Below are 18,247 nucleotides of genomic sequence, written 5' to 3'. Positions count from 1 at the left end.
TCTGTTTTTTAGCTGATTTGACTATAATGGTTTTAGGGCAATTACTGATGGCATTGTTTATTGATAAATATGGCTTTCTAGGTATGCCTATTCGAGGCATTGGTTGGAATAAAATTGTGGGATTGATTTTGGTTTTTATCGGGATTACGTTATTTAACTTAAAAAAATAGACAACAGGATGTCATATGGCAACATTTCTTACCCGTAATCTAAAAAGTAAAATGACGGCGGGTGAACGCCGCTTTTACGATTTACTAGCGCAGCACCTTAATGATGATTATCTTATTTGGTATAACTTACCTTTACAGGGGAATTATCGTCGTTATCCTGATTATTTAATCTTTCATCCTAAGTATGGATTATTGAGTATTGAAATTAAAGATTGGGCGATGAAAGCCTTAAAAAAGCTAAAAGGACATCATCAACTTACTCTTGATTTTGGACAAGGTGAAAGTACTTATGATAGCCCGCTTGAGCAGGCGAGAAGCAGCCTTTTTCCACTAATTAATAAGCTTAAAGAAGACCCACTACTTTTGCAAACAGAAGGCGTTTACAAAGGAAAATTGATTATTCCTTGGGGTTATGGTGCAGTAATGACTAATTGGGAATATCAAAAAATCACAGATGTGGCACGTGGTGCGATTGAAACGCTGTTTCCCCGTAAAACGACTTTTTATAAAGAAGACATTCTTGAAGGTAATCTTAGCCAAACGGAATTTATTGAGAAATTACACGGATTATTTCCCTATCAATTTAATTATCCGATTACTTTTGAGCAAGCAACCCGTATTCGGGCGCGTATTTTTCCAGAATTTATTGTTAATGCGGATCAGCAAGTTTTTTTTTGATCATCAAGATCCAGTAGACGTAATTATTCCTGATAAAGTGCATATTATGGATAACCAGCAAGAATCGACAGCGCGACGCTTAGGTGCTGGACATCGTGTTTTTCATGGTTGTGCAGGTAGTGGTAAGAGTTTATTGTTAATTCATCGTGCGCGTAAATTAGCGCATGCACAGCCCGATAAACCTATTCTTGTATTGTGTTTTAATAAGTCTCTCGCTGCCTTTTTAAAAGCTCAACTTCAGCATCCTAAAATACATGTTTATCATTACCATGGTTGGTGTATTGCTATGAGAGATTTATATGGTCTTTATGTATCTAATGATGCAAAAGAGGGTAGCTATCCCGAGCGTCTTACTCAAGCCATTGATAAATCTATCGTGAATGGGAAACTGCCAAAAGGGCAGTATAGTGCGGTTCTTATTGATGAAGGGCATGATTTTGCTGAAGATTGGTTGCGTACGGCAGTGAGTCAAGCTGAAGGTAAGGATGGACAAGACCAAAACTTTTTGTTGCTCTATGATGACGCGCAAAGTATTTATGATAATAGAACCAGTGGTTTAAATTTTAGTTTAAAAAGCGTTGATATTGCTGCGCAAGGGCGGTCTGTTATCTTCAGTAAGAACTACCGTAATAGTCAAGAAATCCTACAATATGCCGCTAATTTTCTGACCCACTATGTGCAAGCTCATAGTGCTGATGAAGATAGTATTCCACTGATTATTCCCAAAAGTATTGGAATAGAAACAAATTTACCACCAGTCTTTAAATATTTTTCTAGTCGCGCAGCAGAAATGCAGGCGATTATTGAAGATATTCAAAATTGGCAGCAACAAGGTGTCCCATTTGGTAACATTGCTTTGCTTTGTAATAGTACGCGATATGGAAGAAGTCTGATTAGCAAGCTCCGAGCGCACAATATCACGATACAAGACCTTATCGAAAGTGATAATCGCCTTGATTACCATAAAGATGAAAATGCGTTGACGGTTTGTACTATGCACAGCAGTAAGGGCTTAGAATTCGAGCGAGTCATTATTGCAGAAATTGATGGACTTAAAACATCTGAAGATGAGCGTGCAAAATCGGCACGATTGCTATATGTGGCTATGACTCGCGCAAAAACGCATCTCATTCTAACAGCTGCTAAAGAAACGTCTTTCACCCAAACACTATAAATCATGCCATATCTATCTGACTTTCTTGCGTATGCAAGTGAACAGTTGAAAAAGAGTAGTGAAAGTCCTTCGCTAGATGCAGCTTTGTTAATTGAAGCTGTAACAGCCATTTCGCCGACCTCACAAAAATGGCGTAATGATGAACTGACTCAGACGCAAATAGAGCAATTAGAGGGCTTGCTTCAGCGTCGTTTACAAGGTGAACCAATGGCGTATCTATTAGGTAATCAACCTTTTTATGATATAAAACTGAAAGTTACGCCAGCAACTTTAATTCCTAGACCAGATACAGAGCATCTTGTTGAGGCGGCATTAGCGCGTATCCCAAAAGAAGCAAATTGGCATATTGCAGACCTTGGAACAGGTAGTGGCGCTATCGCTATTGCCATTGCCAAACATCGACCAAATGCGCAGGTAGTAGCTGTGGATAATAGCGCAGAAGCTTTAGCCATTGCGCAAGAAAATGTACAATTAAATACTGATAAAACCGTTTCTCTAAAAAGTCTTCAATTTCAATTAGGTTCTTGGTTTGAACCATTAGAAAAGCATCGATATCACCTAATTGTCAGTAATCCGCCTTATATTACATCTGATGACAGGCATCTTGCCGCTTTACAATATGAACCGCGTACGGCATTGGTTGCTGAAAACGAAGGTTATGCAGATTTGTTCTATTTGATTGAAAATGCTGGCGAATATCTATGTGATAAGGGTTGGCTATTATTAGAACATGGTTATCAACAGGCAGCCCGTTTACGAGAATATGCCCAGCAATATTCACATTGGAAAAATATTGCGACTCTGTGTGATTACGGTAATAATGAGCGAATTACGCTTATGCAAAAAAGAATATGACTACTTACCGTCTTCCTCCGCCTATTGAGAAAGGTAATATGCTGCGACGAGTCCGACGAGCGGCTAAATTTTATTGGCATTGTGCCCAGCATCGTCAAGCCTTAGATTCACTTTGTGATTGGTTAGTAACGCATCCGCTTGAAGGGAATTATTTCCGACAAGATTCACGTCCTGCTTATTACACTATTCGTGATGGATATTTACACCGCGCTTGTCCAACAGCGCAAGGATTACAATATTTTTTTAAGGATTTGGATTTTATTCGTGAATTTTGTAACGATCATTCTTTATCACATCCTTTTGAACAACCGCTTCTGCTTTATACTTTTGACAGCGGGTTTACCTTAACGCTGGCACTGAATCCTATCAATGGAAATGAGGGTATTTTGGCGCTTGTATTGAATGATGAAGAAGGTCGGCTTTGCTATCTATTATCTTTTTGCTTATCTCTGGCAGAAGATACTTTTACTGTGGTGACTGTTCAAGGGCGGAAATCTCAAACAGAACTAACGAAAGCTTTAACCAAACAATGCTATGGATTACGCACGCCAATGTTAATGCTTGAATGTGGGCTGATTTTAGCAGCGTTATTCAATAAACCACGTATATTAGCGGTACGTGATAGTGTGCAAATGGCGGTCGTTAAACGCGGCAAGCAAAAGAAAAGCGGTAAAGTCATCGTTAAAGACTATGATCAGATGTATGAAGAATTTTCTGCGGGTGAATTAAAAATAATAGATGAACAATACTGTCAATTGTTATCACGACGTAAATCAGCAGAAGAAGTGCCAACACGCAAACGCGCACTTTATCGCAAACGTTACGCGCTTTTAGATGAGATAAAAGCAAGTTTCAGGCAACATTTGAACTTATCACCTTAAAGTACACTGGCGTAGTAATCAAAAACAGTTTCTTCAAGCCAATGCGTATCTAATCCCTTTTGAACAAAGCCAACGTGTCCGCCACGTTTGGGTTGACATAAGCGAACATAAGAAGAAATAGAGGCTTTTGTCGGTAAAAATTGTGCTGGCATAAATGGGTCATTTAGTGCATTGATGAGCAGCGTTGGGCAAGTAATTTGAGATAAGTATGGAAAAGCGGACGCTTCTTGATAATACTGCTTGGCGTTGGCATAACCAGCAAGAGGAGCGGTATAAACATCATCAAAATCCGCAAAACTTTTTGGCTTGTAATGGGTTGGTAGCTTAAGTTCTGGATAGTGTTGGGCAATTTGATGCGCATTTTTGAGCATGCTATTCATAAAATACGGGGTATATAAATAACGATTGATGCCATTAGACATGGCTTCCCCTGCGTATGGGAGATTTAAAGGTGCGGAAATAATGACAGCAGCACGGATGATATTATCTTCTTTCACTCTGCCTAAATAATTTACTAAAGCACTGCCGCCTAAAGAAACACCTGCTGCAATAATATAAGAATATTCTTTAGCCAGCGAATGTATGACGTAAGCAATTTCTTCACTATCGCCACAGTGATAAGCTTTATAAGCGGTGTTTTTAACGCCACCACATCCTCGAAAATGGGGAATAACCGTATGATAGCCATTTTTCTGTGCTGTTAATGCTAACCGTAGTGCATAATGGCTTTGGCTACTGCCTTCTAGTCCATGAAATAAAACGAATAAAGGCGCATCTTTTTGCGTTGAAAACAAAAAATCATAGGCAACAAATGTCGTTTGTGTACTGTCTTTTCTGAGTTCACGTTGATAAGCCACGGTTGGCGTGGGCAAGAATAAAGAAATAACCGTATCTGCATGGGCATTATTCAGCCAAAATGGGGCTTTTAAGGGTTTAGGGGTAAAGAGCGACATAAGAGTATAACTAACTTCCCAAAAAATGCATACAACGTTAACTCAATATCCACTTTGAAAACAGCATATTATCTTCAAGTAAAGTATGCATTTTTTGGTAGCCCTGCTATAGCGGTTTTAAAAACATAAGGGAAACCATATCAAGAAATGATTTAAAAATCACTTCTTATAATCAACGCCATTATTCTACTGCTGCTTTCCACTTTCCATAACCCGCTTTATCCATTTCTGCGAGTGGAATGAATTTTAATGCACCGCCATTGATGCAATAGCGTAAGCCTCCCTTATCTTTTGGTCCATCGGGAAAAACATGACCCAAATGCGAATCTGCTTGTGCACTACGAACTTCAATTCGATGCATATTGTAGCTATTATCATCGTGTTCAGTAACAGCCGCTTCTGCAATAGGTTGAGTAAAACTTGGCCAACCGCAACCGCTATCGTATTTGTCTCGGCTAGAGAATAAAGGCGCGCCGCCAACTACATCAACATAAATACCTGGCTCAAAAAGATGATCATAGGCATGGCTAAAGGCATATTCCGTCGCATTTTCTTGTGTAATGCGATATTGGTCGCGTGTTAGCGTCTTTTTCAAAGTGGCTTGATCTGGTTTTTGATATTGGGAGGAGGTTTGCGTTTCCAGTAAAGGTTCATCGGCAAGGTTTAAATCAATATGACAATAACCATTTGGATGTTTATTCAGGTAATCTTGATGATAATCTTCTGCGTCAAAGAATTGTTTGAGCGGCTCTACTTCCACCACAACAGGTCGGTGATATTTGGTTTGTAGCTGAGAAATGGCTTGACGAATAATTTTTTCATCCGCTGGATTGGTATAGTAAATGCCTGTTCGATATTGAATTCCTCTATCATTCCCTTGTTTATTTAAACTGGTTGGATCAATAATGCGGAAATATCGTGCTAATACTTGCTCAAGAGAAATTTGAGCTGGGTTGTAAGTGACTTTAACGGTTTCTGCATGCCCACTGCCGCGAATAACATCTTCATAACTCGGATGTTCTGTATTTCCGTTCGCATAACCTGATACAGCATCTATAATGCCTGGAATACGTTGGAAATAGGCTTCAACACCCCAAAAACAGCCACCTGCCAAATAAATCGTACGAGCGTTCTCAAGCGATTGTGTTTCGCCCTTTTTCGCAAAATATTGAGGCGGCTTAATAGATTGCAAATTGGTTTGAGGATTTTTAGCAAGAGCAAGCGCTTGTTCTCGATTGATACTGCCTTTGATAACGCGTTGTAAATGACCTTTAGCATCTAATACCGCCCAGCTAGGATAGACGCCAATTCCAGCGGCTTTTGCATTGCTACCGTCATCTAAAACCGTTATTGGTGTAGGAAAATCTAAACCTTTAAACCAATTAAGGAAATCAGATTTGGATTGTTCGCCTAAAAAACCAGGAGACGCAATTGTGATTAGGTTGATATGGTTAAATTCGGGTGCTTGTTGCCAATGATGCGTTTCTTCAAGTTCAGATAGACATAAAGGACACCAGCTTGCCCAAAATTTAACCAAAGTTGGTTGATTAGATTTGAGAAAAGTTTCCGCAGGTTGGTTGTTAGTGGTTTGTAAATTATTAAAATTTATATATGAATCCTTGCTATAATGAGGTGAATCAGCTGAAGTTGGTAAAAAAAGGCTGAGTAAAGTAATAATAGCTACCAATGCAGCTGAGAGGCGAAAAAAGGTTTTCATAAAATAAATCTCCTTTGATAAAGGGATTTATTTTAAATAAATTTATCGAAGGAACACGATGATGAACAGAAAAAAATTATTTGTTAATCTGTTATTCTTCGTAGCTTTTTCTTCCTTTGGACAAGAAGAAAAATATATTGTAGGAACTGACCCAACTTATCCTCCCTTTGAGTTTAAAAATGATAATGGTGAGCCATCTGGATTTGAAGTGGATGTATTAAAAATCATTGCTAGAGAAGAGAATTTTACCATCGAGATTCAGTATTTAAAGAGAGAAAATTGGCAAGAAGCGCTGACCAAAGGTAAAGTTGATATCTTTTTAGGCGCTTTTACAATTTCTCCAGAAATAATGGCTTCCGCGGAAATGACCCTGCCTATTATGCAAACTCAACGTGTCGTCTATTTCTTAGATACAGATAATAATCAATCGCTAGAAATGCTCACCGACTTAAAAGGAAAAACTTTTACAGGCAATAAAGGAGAAGGAACAACTGAGCAATATGCCGCTCAGCTATCTGGAAACAGTCAATTTTATCAGCCAGCAGATACCATTTTTTTAGCGCTAAAAAGCGTATGGAAAGGAGAGGCAGATGCTGCAATAGGTGATGATTTGGTTTTTCAATATTACGGACAAAAATATCCTCAAATTGCTTATCGATTTATTCCTTTCCCCAATTCGGAAAGATATATTGGCTATGCGCTTAAAAAAGGAAATATTTCATTGAAGAAAAAAATTAATAATGGACTTGAAAAAGCGCAAAAACAAGGAGAATACCAACAGTTAGTCCAAAACTATTTTGGCAAAATATAATCTGAAGAAATTGGTTTAATTTATCATATTGTTATTTAGAGAGAAGGTAAAACATCATGAATGATAAAAAGAAATTATTGGTTGCGTTATTAGCGATGGTATCGACTTTTTCTTTCGCGCAAGAGAAATATATTGTAGGAACAGACCCTACTTATCCGCCATTTGAATTTAAAAATGATAATGGTGAGCCAGAAGGTTTTGAAATTGATTTAATTAAACTTATTGGCGAAAAAGAAAATTTCCAAATAGACTTTAGATATTTACGGCGTAAAGATTGGAAAACGATTATAACTAATGGAGAGGCTGATATGTTTGTGTCTGCATTCAGTATTTCACCAGAGCGATTAGAAATTGCCGAAATGTCGCAGCCAATTGTAAAAATTCAATCTGTCGTCTATTTTTTAGATAATGAAAAAAAATAAAGATATCAAAAATCTATCTGATTTCAAAGGCAAGATTTTTACTGGATATGTTGAAAGTAAGTCATCTAGAGAAAAAGCAGATCAGCTTTCTCAGAATGATACGACTTATATTCCGGCAAATTCTTTTTTTAGTGTATTAAAGAATGTTTGGCAAGCTAGGGCAGATGCGATAGTAGTTGATGATCTTATTCCTAAATACTATGGCGTTCGCTATCCAGAAATAAAATATCGAATGTTGCCATTGCCGGATGCAGATAGGAATATTGGTTTTATTATTAAAAAAGGCGATACTACCTTAAAAGAAAAAATAGATCACGGATTAGAAGTGGCTAAAAAGGATGGTAGTTACCAAAAATTGTATCAATCTTATTTTGGGAACTAAGCATAACTTTTCAAACTCGACAAATATAGGCTTTACAAAATAATAGGGATTTTATAAAAGTTCCTATTATTTTATATGAGGTTATATAGCTAAACATCTAACATCGCATATAACATTGGTTTGTCTTGCCGTACTTAATGTGTGATATCGGTAGTTCGTCGTCTTGTATGCAAGCTAAACTCAATTTAGCTATATGACTATCAATAATTTAGCAATCAGCGATGTTAATGCTGTACACGGCTAGCTTGTTGAACGTCTTTGACTTGTAATAATCGATCAATCACGCGAGATAGCTGTCCCATATCGCTAATTTCTAGGGTAAACCGACCTTCTAATTGACTTCTATCGTTTTGTGCCATTTTGACTTCTAATATAGGAATTCTTTCATTGGCAAAAACTTGGCTAATATCTCGTAAAACGTGTGGACGGTCATAAGCTAAAATCGCAATTTCAATTTGGTATAACCCGCTATTATTGTCACGCCAATGCACATCGATAATTCTTTCTGGATGTTGTTTCCCTAAATGAGCAATATTTGGACAATCGGCGCGGTGAATGTTGATGCCTCGACCAAGTGTAATAAAGCCTTTGATGAATACAGGCGGGATCGGTTGGCAGCAAGTGGCAAAGTTGACCATTAAATCATCTACGCCATCGACTTCAATATTTTGTCTTTTAGCGCGACGAGCAGCTTTAACAGGAATACGTGCCAAGCGTTCATCTAAGCTAGGTTGCTCTGGTTGTTGTTGAGCTTGACGACGTGCAGCGATTTCATGCGCAACGGTTAGTACTCCAATATCACCAAAGCCAATGACGGAATATAGGTCATTTTCACTATGCACATTAAATCGTTTGGCGATTTCCACCATTTCGGCAGGGCTTCCGGCACTAAGCGTTAATCGTCTTAACTCTCGAGTAAGCATTTCTTTGCCTAGCTCAATGCTTTTTTCTTTTGCCTGTTTTTTGAAGTAGCTACGAACTTTTGCTTTCGCCCGCCCACTTTGTAAATAGCCTAAGTGCTCAGATAGCCAATCTAAGCTAGGATTAGCATTTTTTTGCGTAAGAATCTCAACAGTATCCCCATTTTTTAAAGCCGTGGTTAGGGGTACGATTTGTCCGTTAATTTTTGCGCCTTTGCAGCGATGTCCAAGTTGTGTATGAACATGGTAAGCGAAATCAAGAGGGGTCGCACCTTCTGGTAAATCTACCACGCGCCCTTGTGGGGTAACCGCATAGACGCGATCGCGGAAAGCTTCGTTACGGAACTCATCGAAAATAACATCTCCTCGCCCCGCATCTCCTTTGCCTTCTAGCATCCGTCTGAGCCATTCAATTTGTTGCTCAAATTGTTTGCTATGGCGAACGCCTTTTTCTTTGTATTTCCAGTGAGCAGCGACCCCCAATTCAGCACGTTCATGCATTGAGCGAGTACGAATTTGCACTTCAAGCATACGGTTTTCTGGACCAATTAACGTGCTATGTAGTGATTGATAGCCGTTTGCTTTAGGGTTGGCGATGTAGTCATCGAATTCTTCGGGGACAGGTTGCCAGAGGTCATTGACAATAGAGAGCGCCTGATAACATTGTTCTTCTGTTTCTACTTCTACCCGAACCGCTCGAATATCATTGACTTGTTCAAAGCGTAATTTTTTACGCTTCATTTTTAAATAGATAGAGTTAATGTGTTTGACACGCCCATAAATGCGATTGATAGGAATGTCTGCCTTTTTTAAAGCATATTCTAGCTGCGCAATGATTCGAGTAATATAACGCTCTCTATCAACGCGTTTTTCTTCTAAAGCATCTGATAATTCTTGATAAATATCTGGCTCTAATACTCTTAAAGCGCTGTCTTCTAATTCCCATTTTAATTGTGCAATACCTAATCGGTTTGCTAAAGGAGAAAAAAGATCGCGGGTTTGTAGAGCAAGTCTTTGCTGCTCTGCGTTACTATAATCATTCATGCAACGCATGGCGACGACTTGTAAGGCAAGCTTTAGAATAACAGCACGCATATCGCTAGCCATGGCAAGTAGCATCTTACGAAGCTGTTCTAAGTCGCTTTTTTCTCTTTCATGTAAGTTATCAATTAGCGCGAGGGCATCTAATCCTTGTAAGAGCTGGTAAAGTGTTTCCCCACAAGTTTCTTTAATATCTTCTGCTTTAATCGCTTCTTGGCGATAGCGTCCAACCAATAATCCTGCCGCAACTAAGGTCGCATCACTTCGTAGCTCCACCAATAAACGCGTTAACATCTCACTACGTCGATCCGCTTGTCCATCAGGAAAAGCAAGTGTAAACGCACTTTCAATAAGTACCCGCGCTTGACTATCTGGATAAATATCTTGTCCGGGTAGCCATGATGGATAAGCGATTACAGATGTCATGAGAGTCCAGCAAGTATGCGTTCTAAAACTTCGCGAACGTCCGTACTAATATTTTCTACGGTAAGTAGGCTATTAAGTTCACTACGAACAATGGCTTTTCTAGCATCATCTAGTTGGCTAACAATGGCAAATCCACCCAATAATCGCGCAGCTAATTGCGGATTTAATAAGAGAACACGACGAATTTGTCGGCAAACAAATCGATAACCTTCTCCATCTTTTTGGTGAAAAATATTAGGATTCGCCTGCATCAGACTACCGATTAACGCCCTAAAACGATTAGGATTGGTTACTTGATAATCGTCTCGTTCAGTCAATGCAGCGATACGGCTTAAAGCATCTTCTGAATGATCTTTTGCTTGAAGCGCAAACCATTTATCAATGACTAAAGGTTGATCAGCAAATCGTTGGTTAAAATCAGCAAGCGCTTGTTCGCGATGTTTGTCGGTGCGCAAATTCAGCGCCTCTAAAGCATTCATTCGCTCAGTCATATTATTGGCTTGCTGATAATATTGGTCAAGCTTTTCGCGGAAAGCTTCATCTTCAAAAATGGCTAAATATTTCAAAGCAACCCCGCGTAATGCACGAATCCCCGCATCTTTTACACTATATTTTGGCTGAGTAGGCTCTCTATCATTTTCTAGATAATCTGCCCAAGCGCGTCGCATTTTCAATGCAACGATGCGTTCAATACGTTCATACGCTTCAATAGCGCGATCCATATCAATAGGCGTTGGTAGATAAGGTAATAAACTTTCTAAGCTAGGTAACGTTAAGAGGAGCGCTTTTTCTGCTGGACTGCGTTTCTCATTTTCTAAGATACCGAGCATTCTATCAGCAACACCTTTAGCATGATCTTTGGTTTTTCTTGGCTCATTAAAGGCAGTTAAAAACAAACGGCGATAGCCAGTTTGCATCGCTTCAAATCGAGCAAAGCCATCTGGCGCATGCTCTACGACGACGCTTAATTCATCATCGCTGTACTGATGTTGATAATAAACTGGTGCAGAATATCCCATCATTAAAACAGGGATTAAATCTTCATCTGCATGATCAAATGTCCAGCTACCTCTTTTTTGATCTAAAATTAAAAGTTTGGTGTATTGACCATCTTCGAAGCGATATTGGCGACCGTTAGGAGAAATCAAAGCGACCTGAATAGGAATAACCAAAGGGCGAGCGGGTTCAACAGCAGAAGTATCTTGTCCTGCGGCTAAAGTTAGGCTGCCTTCATGTTGATTATATGAAGCGGTAAAAGTAACTTTTGGTGTACCTGCGGTAGTGTACCAATCAAAGAATTGTTGAGTGAATGGATAGCCAGAAGCATCTTCCATACATTGTGCAAAATCCTCAATCCGTACAGCTTGCCCATCATGACGCTCTACATAAAGCGCCATTCCTTTTTGGAAAGCTTCTTCACCAATAATGGTGTGATACATCCGGATAATTTCTGCGCCTTTTTCATAAACGGTTGCAGTGTAAAAATTATCAATAGCGGCATACTCTTGTGGCTGAACAGGATGGCGCATTGGTCCGCCGTCTTCTGGGAATTGTACACGTCGCAAAATATTGACATTTTTAATACGTTCTAAATCTCTTTCATTTAAGTCAGCAGAAAACTCTTGGTCACGGAAAACCGTAAGCCCTTCTTTTAAAGACAGTTGGAACCAATCGCGGCAAGTAATACGATTTCCCGTCCAGTTATGGAAATATTCGTGCCCGATCACGGCTTGTACGCCTAAGAAATCTGCGTCAGTTGCTGTGTCAGTATTGGCTAAAACATACTTTGTATTAAAAATATTGAGCGATTTATTTTCCATTGCACCCATATTAAAGTCGCTAATAGCAACCAAATTAAAACGATTTAGGTCGTAAGATAAATTGAAGCGCTTTTCATCCCACACAAAAGAATCTACTAGCGCCTGCATCGCGTAATCTGTTTGCGCAATGAAGCTGGCTTCCGTATAAATTCTTAACTCTACCTTTTTGCCTTTAGGCGTTGTAATCCGACGGCTTACTTGAGAGAGCTTGCCCGAAACTAATGCAAAAAGATAACATGGTTTGGGATGAGGGTCATACCATTGAGCATAATAGCGATTTTCACCGATATCGCCATGCTGCTCTAAATTTCCATTAGAGAGCATAACTGGGTTATCCGCTTTATTGCCCTCAATCCGCACACGATAAGTCGCTAAAACATCTGGACGATCAAGTGTAAAAGAAATCCGTCTGAAGCCTTGTGCCTCACATTGTGTGCAATAAATACCATTGGAGCGGTATAGTCCTGAAAGCTCTAGATTTTTCTCAGGTTGGAGAACCACTTCGGTTTCTAACCTAAATACATCAGGAACATTAAAAACCGTTAGCAAATTATCTTCATAGCGATATTCTTCTTCACTCAGCTTACGACCATCTATAGCAATACTTTGTAAATCAAGCTGCTCACCATTTAAAACAAGGTCTTTTTCTGGTTCTATCGACCAACCACTTTCATCTGTTTTAGGTTGAATTCGTTCAAATTGCTGCTGATGGCACACGCGAACCGTTTTGTCATTTAAGCAAAACTGTAGCTCATGATGACGAACAGTAAATGCCGGTGGGCGATAATCTGCTAATCGAACAACTCGTAATTCACTCATGCTTTCGCTCCAGTGTCTTTATCATTGCTTTAAAACAGCTTGTGCCTCTACTACGGCAACGGCTGTCATATTAAAAATACGTCTTGATGTGGCTACTTTAGTAAGAATTTGCGCGGGTTGTGCTAATCCAACCAAAATAGGACCTACGACGTTACCATCAGTTAAAACTTTCATCAAGTTATAACTAATATTAGCAGCATCTAAATTCGGCATAATTAATAAATTAGCACTGCCTGACAACTTATTTTCTGGATAAACGGCATTGCGCACTTCCTCTGCTAATGCAGCATCAGATTGCATTTCACCATCAATTTCAAGATCTGGCTTAAGCTTGCGAATTGATTCCAATGCCTTGCGCATCTCTTGCGAGCTGCTCATATCTTTGCATTCACCAAAACTAGAGCGAGAAATAAGCGCTGCTTTAGGAGTAATACCTAAACGCTGAATCATTTCTGCACTGGCTAAAGTAATTTGACAGATCGCATCCGCTTTTGGCTCACGGTGAACATGCGTATCAGCAATAAAAAGAGTTCCTTTTTGTGAAGTAATCATGCTGACGGCTGCTGGTTCGCTCATTCCTTCTTGCGTCCCTAATACCGCTTGCACGCGACGTAAATGTCGGTCAAAGCGTCCTAAAGTCCCGCAAATCATCGTATCTGCATAACCTAGTTTTACTAAAATAGCGGCTAGAACCGTTGGCCGAGTATTTAAATGAATTCTTGCTTCCTGTGGATCAACACCATCACGTCCGCGCAATTCATGATATTTTGCCACGCATTCCTCATAATAAGGATTATTCATTGGTTCAATAAGCTCAAAATCCTTATCTGCGACTAACGGTAAATTATTCTTTTCAATCTTTTGCAAAATTGTTTCACGGCGACCAATCACAATAGGCTGACAAATACCTTCCTGAACAGCGGCAAGCACTGCGCGCAATACGCGGATATCCTCCCCTTCTGCAAAAGCCACCTTTAGCGGATTAGCCTTAGCCCTATCAATAATCGGCTTCATGACAAAACCACTACGATTGATAAGCCCTGCTAACTGCTCACCATAAGCTGCTAAATCTTCAATTGGACGACGTGCTACACCAGTATCCATAGCTGCTTTTGCTACTGCCACAGGAATACGAGAAATCAAGCGTGGATCAAAAGGCTTAGGAATCACATACTCTGGACCATATACCAAGCGCTTACCACCATAAGCTGCAATTACCGCTTCATCTGCTGGTGATTGAGCCAAATCCGCTAACGCATACACCGCAGCCATTTTCATTTCATCATTAATTGTGGTAGCGCTAACATCCAAAGCCCCGCGGAATAAATATGGGAAGCACAACACATTATTGACCTGATTAGGAAAATCCGAACGTCCTGTTGCCACAATCGCATCACTGCGAACCGCATGCACCTCATCAGGCATAATCTCAGGCACAGGATTGGCTAACGCTAAGACTAACGGCTTATCTGCCATCGATTGAATCATCTCTTTGGTAACCAATCCTGCCTTAGACACCCCTAAAAAGACATCTGCGCCAACCATTGCTTCTGCTAGCGTTCTTGCTTCAATATCATGGGCATAAAGCGCTTTTCTTTCATCAAAATGTGCGTCGCGACCTTTATAAATAGGGCCTTTTGAATCACAAACAATAATATTTTCTCGCTTAACGCCTAGGACAACAAACATATCTAAGCATGCCATACCTGCAGCCCCCGCTCCTGAAGCTACCACCTTAACATCTTCAATGGCTTTACCTTGCAAACGAAGTGCATTGATTAGCGCAGCAGAAGCGATAATTGCCGTCCCATGTTGGTCATCATGAAAGACAGGAATATTCATGCGTTCTTTCAATCGACGCTCAATTTCAAAACACTCTGGTGCTTTAATATCCTCTAAATTAATTCCGCCAAACGTCGGTTCTAGGCTTGCGACTGTTTCGATAAACTTATCAACCTCTGTTTCATTGACTTCGATATCAAAAACATCAATTCCAGCAAACTTCTTAAACAAGACGCCTTTACCTTCCATCACCGGCTTACCGGCAAGCGCACCAATATTTCCTAAACCTAATACTGCTGTGCCATTAGAAATCACGGCGACTAAATTTGCCTTAGCTGTTAAATAATCTGCCTGAATAGGATCTTCTACAATCGCTTCACAAGCGAATGCCACGCCGGGAGAATAAGCAAGAGATAAATCTCTTTGATTAGCTAAAGTTTTCGTTGGCGTAACTGCGATTTTACCGGGTACAGGGTAGCGATGAAAGCGTAGTGCTTCTTCTTTAAGAGAGTCAGTCATAAAAAATCCATCCATCAGACGATAAAGGCGCTATTTTAACAGAAGGCTTAAAGAACCGCTGATTAACTCACAAAGCAGAAAAACCATGATTTAATTCTTCAGCAAATCAATTGGATAATTTGTAATTTTTGCAAAAAACGCGTTAATTAGCGTGTTCTTAAGCGTTAGCACAGAAGATCCGATGAAAATTCTAGTAAATGACAAAGAAACCGACCTCAATAAAGCATACTAAAATCCAAATCTCCCCTTAACTTAAGTCAAGCAAAGATAACAGAGAACAAGATTTTGCTTTTGAGCAAATCAGCGATATGAGCAATTGGGTTTTGGAGGATAAAAATGTTTAATAAGTATTTATTCAATATTCATTCAGCAAAAAGAATAAACAATTTTTCTAAAAATGATTTATATTAAAGCTCGAAACTTTCGGGCTTTAATTTTATTTGAAATACGATATAGCCATTAGAGGAAATAAGGATGTTTGGGTTAGCGGTGATTTATTTATTTTTTATTAGGAAGCGAAAATGATTTTTAATTTTGAAGATTTAATCTTTTTTTATCGATTTATCTTTTGGGGCTATATTGGCTTATCGTTTCTTGTTTTATTTTTGATTTATCGCAGTATCAGTAAAAACGGCCATACCAGTAGGCGTCAAAAAATAATAGGATATATTGAAGGATTTTTGGCGGTATTTGTTATTTTTTATTCTTGGCATATTCCTAGTTTTATAGACTATTTAGACGAAAGAAAAGAGAAAAAAGTGCGTCATGAGCGTTATTTAAAAGCGAAAGCAGTATTTGATGAGCGCTGTAAAACCGCAGGCTGGAAAATTTATCGTAAAGTGGAAAATGTCGATGGGATTCGTTTATTAAAGGTGCGACCAAAATATAAGCTGGAATATTCCTATGATCCGATGTGGGCAGATGCAACTCTAACGACAGAAAGCACGGTTGATGGTTATATTAGATCATTTTTATATACTAACCGAATCACTTCAACAGAAGATGGTATCAAGGAAGATAAAACAAATGGCTATTATTATGTTGATGTATTAGAAGATGGTGCATATACTCGATATGCTTTGGCTTATAAAGATAAAGATGCCCCAATGACACAAACACCTATTACCACCCCCGCTCGTTATGCGGTAACTTATGAAAATATGGTTGACCCAGCAGATAGAGCGATGTGGATTGCGGGAACAAAAGTTATTGTTTTAGATACGCAAACCAATGAAGTGTTGGGTGAAGCGATTTGGTATGCCTTTGACCCTGCGCAGGGCTTAGGACGGGAATTTCGCAACAGTGGCACACCGCCATGGAGCAATACGATAATCTGTCCTAAATCTGGGAGCTATAATCTTCCTACCCGACTTTTTTTAGACCATATCTTAATTTCCTCTCAAACCACTACTCAGGAGAAACATCATGACCACTGATACTAATACCAATTCTAAAACCCAACCTGATGCCAGAACTATACTAGAATTTGCCCATGTGCAAGTTGCAGCAGAAGCTCTGTTTGATTTACAAAACGATTTACATTAAAGCCCGAAACTTTCGGGCTTTAATTTTATTTGAAATACGAGAACAATTAGGAGGGAATAAGGATGTTTGGTTTAGCAGTGATATTTGTCGTTTTTGTGTTATTGATTAGTTGGATTATTGTTACCTTATTAGCCATCAGAATAGGCGGCAAACTGTGGGGTACGAAAGGCAGATGGATTGGGTTTATGCTTTTTATGGGCATTTGGCCTTTTTATTGGGCGGGGGAATATATTTATCTGCAATTTATGATTTCTCATTTGTGTAAAACTGAGGGCGGTTTAAAAGTGTATGTCAGCCCTGAAGAATGGCGGCGGCAGATTGGTGAGGAGGAATGGAAACAGATGTATTATGATGATGATAAAGCACTCGAACTCAGCTCTGATGATAAGTTTATCTTTCAAGGAAAAACTTTTCATGGTACTTACTGGCTTAATAGCCGTCTTGGTGCTTATATTGACAAATACCGACGGAGAGATTCTATTTTTGATGATGACTATATATTGGTTGACACCCAAACACAGCAGGTATTATTTCGTCGTCGTGCTTTTCGTATAGAAGAACCTCTAATTAGTGGTCTCGGGGTCAGTGATAATGCTTTAAAATTTTGGATGTCATTTATTCAGGATTGTCATTTGGGTAAATTACCAGTTAAAATTAAATACTTTGAAAATCAATATAATAACCATGATGTTAGAAAAGGAGAATAAAGATGTCTGTCTTAAATAATAAATTCTTATCAGATTATGTGGCTTTAGCAGAAGCGAGTTATGCGGATTATTCTGAAGTTTTGAATAGTTCTTCTGGTGAGAAAAAAGATTTTAAAACCAAGATGATGGAATCTGACAAAGATGGTGGCGCTAAAATGGTTGAACCTCTTGCTACAGAGGTTGCCAAGCATTATGAAGTGGTAGCACATTGGAAAGACCGCACGGATGAAAGCAGTTTTTCAGGAACGTTATAGTGCAATCATCTAAAACACAACCCAATCCAAAACAGATAAAAGAATAAAGTATCAATACAATCCATCCGCCATTCTTTGCGGATTTGCTTAATCCAAGCCCACATCTTTTCAATAGGATTTAAGTCTGGACTATAAGGGGGTAACCAAACTATCTCATGCCCATGCTCTTCAATGATTGCTTGAATATCACTGCGTTTATGAAAAGCGGCATTGTCCATGACAATTACACTGTTTTTAGGTAACTCAGGTAACAGTGGCTTCTCTCACCCAATGAGAGAAAATATCGCTGTTAATAGAACCATCATATAAGCGTAAGGCAAACAATTCTCCATTGATAATGGCTCCAATCGCATTGCTCTGGTTCTTTAAAT

The 18,247-nt window shown here is 39.2% G+C and carries 17 protein-coding genes; 11 read left to right on the top strand and 6 right to left on the bottom strand.

Annotated features, from left to right (window positions below; all coding sequences use genetic code 11):
- Nucleotides 1-26: 26 nt before the first annotated feature.
- Genes A5N85_RS17505 through A5N85_RS01170 form a run of 5 tightly spaced genes read left to right on the top strand, consistent with a single transcriptional unit; the run spans nt 27 to nt 3,758 of the window.
- Nucleotides 27-170, top strand: coding sequence for a DMT family transporter (locus A5N85_RS17505; protein ID WP_084601509.1), 144 nt, complete (start codon nt 27-29; stop codon nt 168-170).
- 15 nt (nt 171-185) lie between these two features.
- Nucleotides 186-848, top strand: a complete 663-nt coding sequence (locus A5N85_RS14505) for a nuclease-related domain-containing protein (RefSeq protein ID WP_084601507.1) — start codon at nt 186-188, stop codon at nt 846-848.
- Between the two features lie 46 nt (nt 849-894).
- Nucleotides 895-2,022: a DEAD/DEAH box helicase gene (locus A5N85_RS01180; RefSeq protein ID WP_169818596.1), complete on the top strand. Its 1,128-nt coding sequence runs from the start codon at nt 895-897 to the stop codon at nt 2,020-2,022.
- 3 nt (nt 2,023-2,025) lie between these two features.
- Entirely contained in the window at nt 2,026-2,877 is an 852-nt protein-coding gene (gene prmC, locus A5N85_RS01175) for a peptide chain release factor N(5)-glutamine methyltransferase (RefSeq protein WP_072575586.1), read from the top strand.
- Nucleotides 2,874-3,758, top strand: coding sequence for a DUF535 family protein (locus A5N85_RS01170; RefSeq protein ID WP_072575585.1), 885 nt, complete (start codon nt 2,874-2,876; stop codon nt 3,756-3,758). Before prmC ends, A5N85_RS01170 begins: the two co-directional genes overlap by 4 nt.
- Here the strand turns inward: A5N85_RS01170 and A5N85_RS01165 are convergent.
- Nucleotides 3,755-4,711, bottom strand: coding sequence for a YheT family hydrolase (locus A5N85_RS01165; RefSeq protein WP_072575584.1), 957 nt, complete (start codon nt 4,709-4,711; stop codon nt 3,755-3,757). The genes A5N85_RS01170 and A5N85_RS01165 overlap by 4 nt on opposite strands.
- Before the next feature lie 181 nt (nt 4,712-4,892).
- Nucleotides 4,893-6,428 (bottom strand): bifunctional peptide-methionine (S)-S-oxide reductase MsrA/peptide-methionine (R)-S-oxide reductase MsrB, encoded by a 1,536-nt coding sequence (gene msrAB / locus A5N85_RS01160; protein WP_072575583.1) that lies wholly within the window; start codon nt 6,426-6,428, stop codon nt 4,893-4,895.
- Between the two features lie 58 nt (nt 6,429-6,486).
- On the opposite strand from msrAB, the gene A5N85_RS01155 reads away from it, so the two are divergent.
- Genes A5N85_RS01155 through A5N85_RS01145 form a run of 3 tightly spaced genes read left to right on the top strand, consistent with a single transcriptional unit; the run spans nt 6,487 to nt 8,043 of the window.
- Complete coding sequence (locus A5N85_RS01155) at nt 6,487-7,239, top strand: substrate-binding periplasmic protein (protein ID WP_084601504.1); 753 nt, start codon at nt 6,487-6,489, stop codon at nt 7,237-7,239.
- A 56-nt stretch (nt 7,240-7,295) separates the two neighbouring features.
- On the top strand, nt 7,296-7,661 hold the full coding sequence (locus A5N85_RS01150; RefSeq protein ID WP_072575581.1) for a transporter substrate-binding domain-containing protein: 366 nt from the start codon (nt 7,296-7,298) through the stop codon (nt 7,659-7,661).
- Complete coding sequence (locus tag A5N85_RS01145; protein ID WP_072575580.1) at nt 7,648-8,043, top strand: transporter substrate-binding domain-containing protein; 396 nt, start codon at nt 7,648-7,650, stop codon at nt 8,041-8,043. The genes A5N85_RS01150 and A5N85_RS01145 overlap by 14 nt, the downstream gene beginning before the upstream one ends.
- Nucleotides 8,044-8,267: 224 nt before the next feature.
- On the opposite strand, the gene A5N85_RS01140 is transcribed toward A5N85_RS01145, so the two are convergent.
- Genes A5N85_RS01140 through A5N85_RS01130 form a run of 3 tightly spaced genes read right to left on the bottom strand, consistent with a single transcriptional unit; the run spans nt 8,268 to nt 15,370 of the window.
- Nucleotides 8,268-10,430 carry a RelA/SpoT family protein gene (locus A5N85_RS01140; RefSeq protein WP_072575579.1) on the bottom strand — a complete coding sequence of 721 codons (2,163 nt, stop codon included), beginning with the start codon at nt 10,428-10,430 and terminating at the stop codon, nt 8,268-8,270.
- A complete protein-coding gene (pepN, locus tag A5N85_RS01135) occupies nt 10,427-13,069 on the bottom strand; it encodes an aminopeptidase N (protein WP_072575578.1) in 2,643 nt (880 codons plus the stop codon). The genes A5N85_RS01140 and pepN overlap by 4 nt, the downstream gene beginning before the upstream one ends.
- Before the next feature lie 21 nt (nt 13,070-13,090).
- Nucleotides 13,091-15,370 carry an NADP-dependent malic enzyme gene (locus A5N85_RS01130; RefSeq protein ID WP_072575577.1) on the bottom strand — a complete coding sequence of 760 codons (2,280 nt, stop codon included), beginning with the start codon at nt 15,368-15,370 and terminating at the stop codon, nt 13,091-13,093.
- Between the two features lie 521 nt (nt 15,371-15,891).
- Between A5N85_RS01130 and A5N85_RS01125 the strand changes: the two genes are divergently transcribed.
- From A5N85_RS01125 to A5N85_RS01115, 3 genes are all read left to right on the top strand, one after another.
- Entirely contained in the window at nt 15,892-16,806 is a 915-nt protein-coding gene (locus A5N85_RS01125; RefSeq protein ID WP_072575576.1) for a hypothetical protein, read from the top strand.
- Between the two features lie 171 nt (nt 16,807-16,977).
- Nucleotides 16,978-17,622 carry a hypothetical protein gene (locus A5N85_RS01120; protein WP_072575575.1) on the top strand — a complete coding sequence of 215 codons (645 nt, stop codon included), beginning with the start codon at nt 16,978-16,980 and terminating at the stop codon, nt 17,620-17,622.
- A 2-nt stretch (nt 17,623-17,624) separates the two neighbouring features.
- Complete coding sequence (locus A5N85_RS01115; protein ID WP_072575574.1) at nt 17,625-17,876, top strand: hypothetical protein; 252 nt, start codon at nt 17,625-17,627, stop codon at nt 17,874-17,876.
- A gap of 5 nt (nt 17,877-17,881) precedes the next feature.
- Here A5N85_RS01115 and A5N85_RS01110 read toward each other — a convergent pair whose 3' ends face one another.
- Nucleotides 17,882-18,100 (bottom strand): transposase, encoded by a 219-nt coding sequence (locus A5N85_RS01110; protein ID WP_282955975.1) that lies wholly within the window; start codon nt 18,098-18,100, stop codon nt 17,882-17,884.
- Nucleotides 18,101-18,247: the final 147 nt, after the last annotated feature.

The sequence above is a fragment of the Suttonella ornithocola genome (genome assembly GCF_001889065.1).
Classification (GTDB): domain Bacteria; phylum Pseudomonadota; class Gammaproteobacteria; order Cardiobacteriales; family Cardiobacteriaceae; genus Suttonella_A; species Suttonella_A ornithocola.
The sequence above is the reverse complement of the archived record's forward strand: the minus strand, read 5'-3'. Positions and strand labels throughout refer to the sequence as shown.

Excerpts from the sequence above, each read along its gene's own strand:
- A5N85_RS17505 (WP_084601509.1), top strand. The coding sequence starts at position 27 with ATGGTTTTAGGGCAATTACTGATGGCATTGTTTATTGATAAATATGGC.
- A5N85_RS14505 (WP_084601507.1), top strand. The coding sequence starts at position 186 with ATGGCAACATTTCTTACCCGTAATCTAAAAAGTAAAATGACGGCGGGT.
- A5N85_RS01180 (WP_169818596.1), top strand. The coding sequence starts at position 895 with ATGGATAACCAGCAAGAATCGACAGCGCGACGCTTAGGTGCTGGACAT.
- prmC (WP_072575586.1), top strand. The coding sequence starts at position 2,026 with ATGCCATATCTATCTGACTTTCTTGCGTATGCAAGTGAACAGTTGAAA.
- A5N85_RS01170 (WP_072575585.1), top strand. The coding sequence starts at position 2,874 with ATGACTACTTACCGTCTTCCTCCGCCTATTGAGAAAGGTAATATGCTG.
- A5N85_RS01165 (WP_072575584.1), bottom strand. The coding sequence starts at position 4,711 with ATGTCGCTCTTTACCCCTAAACCCTTAAAAGCCCCATTTTGGCTGAAT.
- msrAB (WP_072575583.1), bottom strand. The coding sequence starts at position 6,428 with ATGAAAACCTTTTTTCGCCTCTCAGCTGCATTGGTAGCTATTATTACT.
- A5N85_RS01155 (WP_084601504.1), top strand. The coding sequence starts at position 6,487 with ATGATGAACAGAAAAAAATTATTTGTTAATCTGTTATTCTTCGTAGCT.
- A5N85_RS01150 (WP_072575581.1), top strand. The coding sequence starts at position 7,296 with ATGAATGATAAAAAGAAATTATTGGTTGCGTTATTAGCGATGGTATCG.
- A5N85_RS01145 (WP_072575580.1), top strand. The coding sequence starts at position 7,648 with ATGAAAAAAAATAAAGATATCAAAAATCTATCTGATTTCAAAGGCAAG.
- A5N85_RS01140 (WP_072575579.1), bottom strand. The coding sequence starts at position 10,430 with ATGACATCTGTAATCGCTTATCCATCATGGCTACCCGGACAAGATATT.
- pepN (WP_072575578.1), bottom strand. The coding sequence starts at position 13,069 with ATGAGTGAATTACGAGTTGTTCGATTAGCAGATTATCGCCCACCGGCA.
- A5N85_RS01130 (WP_072575577.1), bottom strand. The coding sequence starts at position 15,370 with ATGACTGACTCTCTTAAAGAAGAAGCACTACGCTTTCATCGCTACCCT.
- A5N85_RS01125 (WP_072575576.1), top strand. The coding sequence starts at position 15,892 with ATGATTTTTAATTTTGAAGATTTAATCTTTTTTTATCGATTTATCTTT.
- A5N85_RS01120 (WP_072575575.1), top strand. The coding sequence starts at position 16,978 with ATGTTTGGTTTAGCAGTGATATTTGTCGTTTTTGTGTTATTGATTAGT.
- A5N85_RS01115 (WP_072575574.1), top strand. The coding sequence starts at position 17,625 with ATGTCTGTCTTAAATAATAAATTCTTATCAGATTATGTGGCTTTAGCA.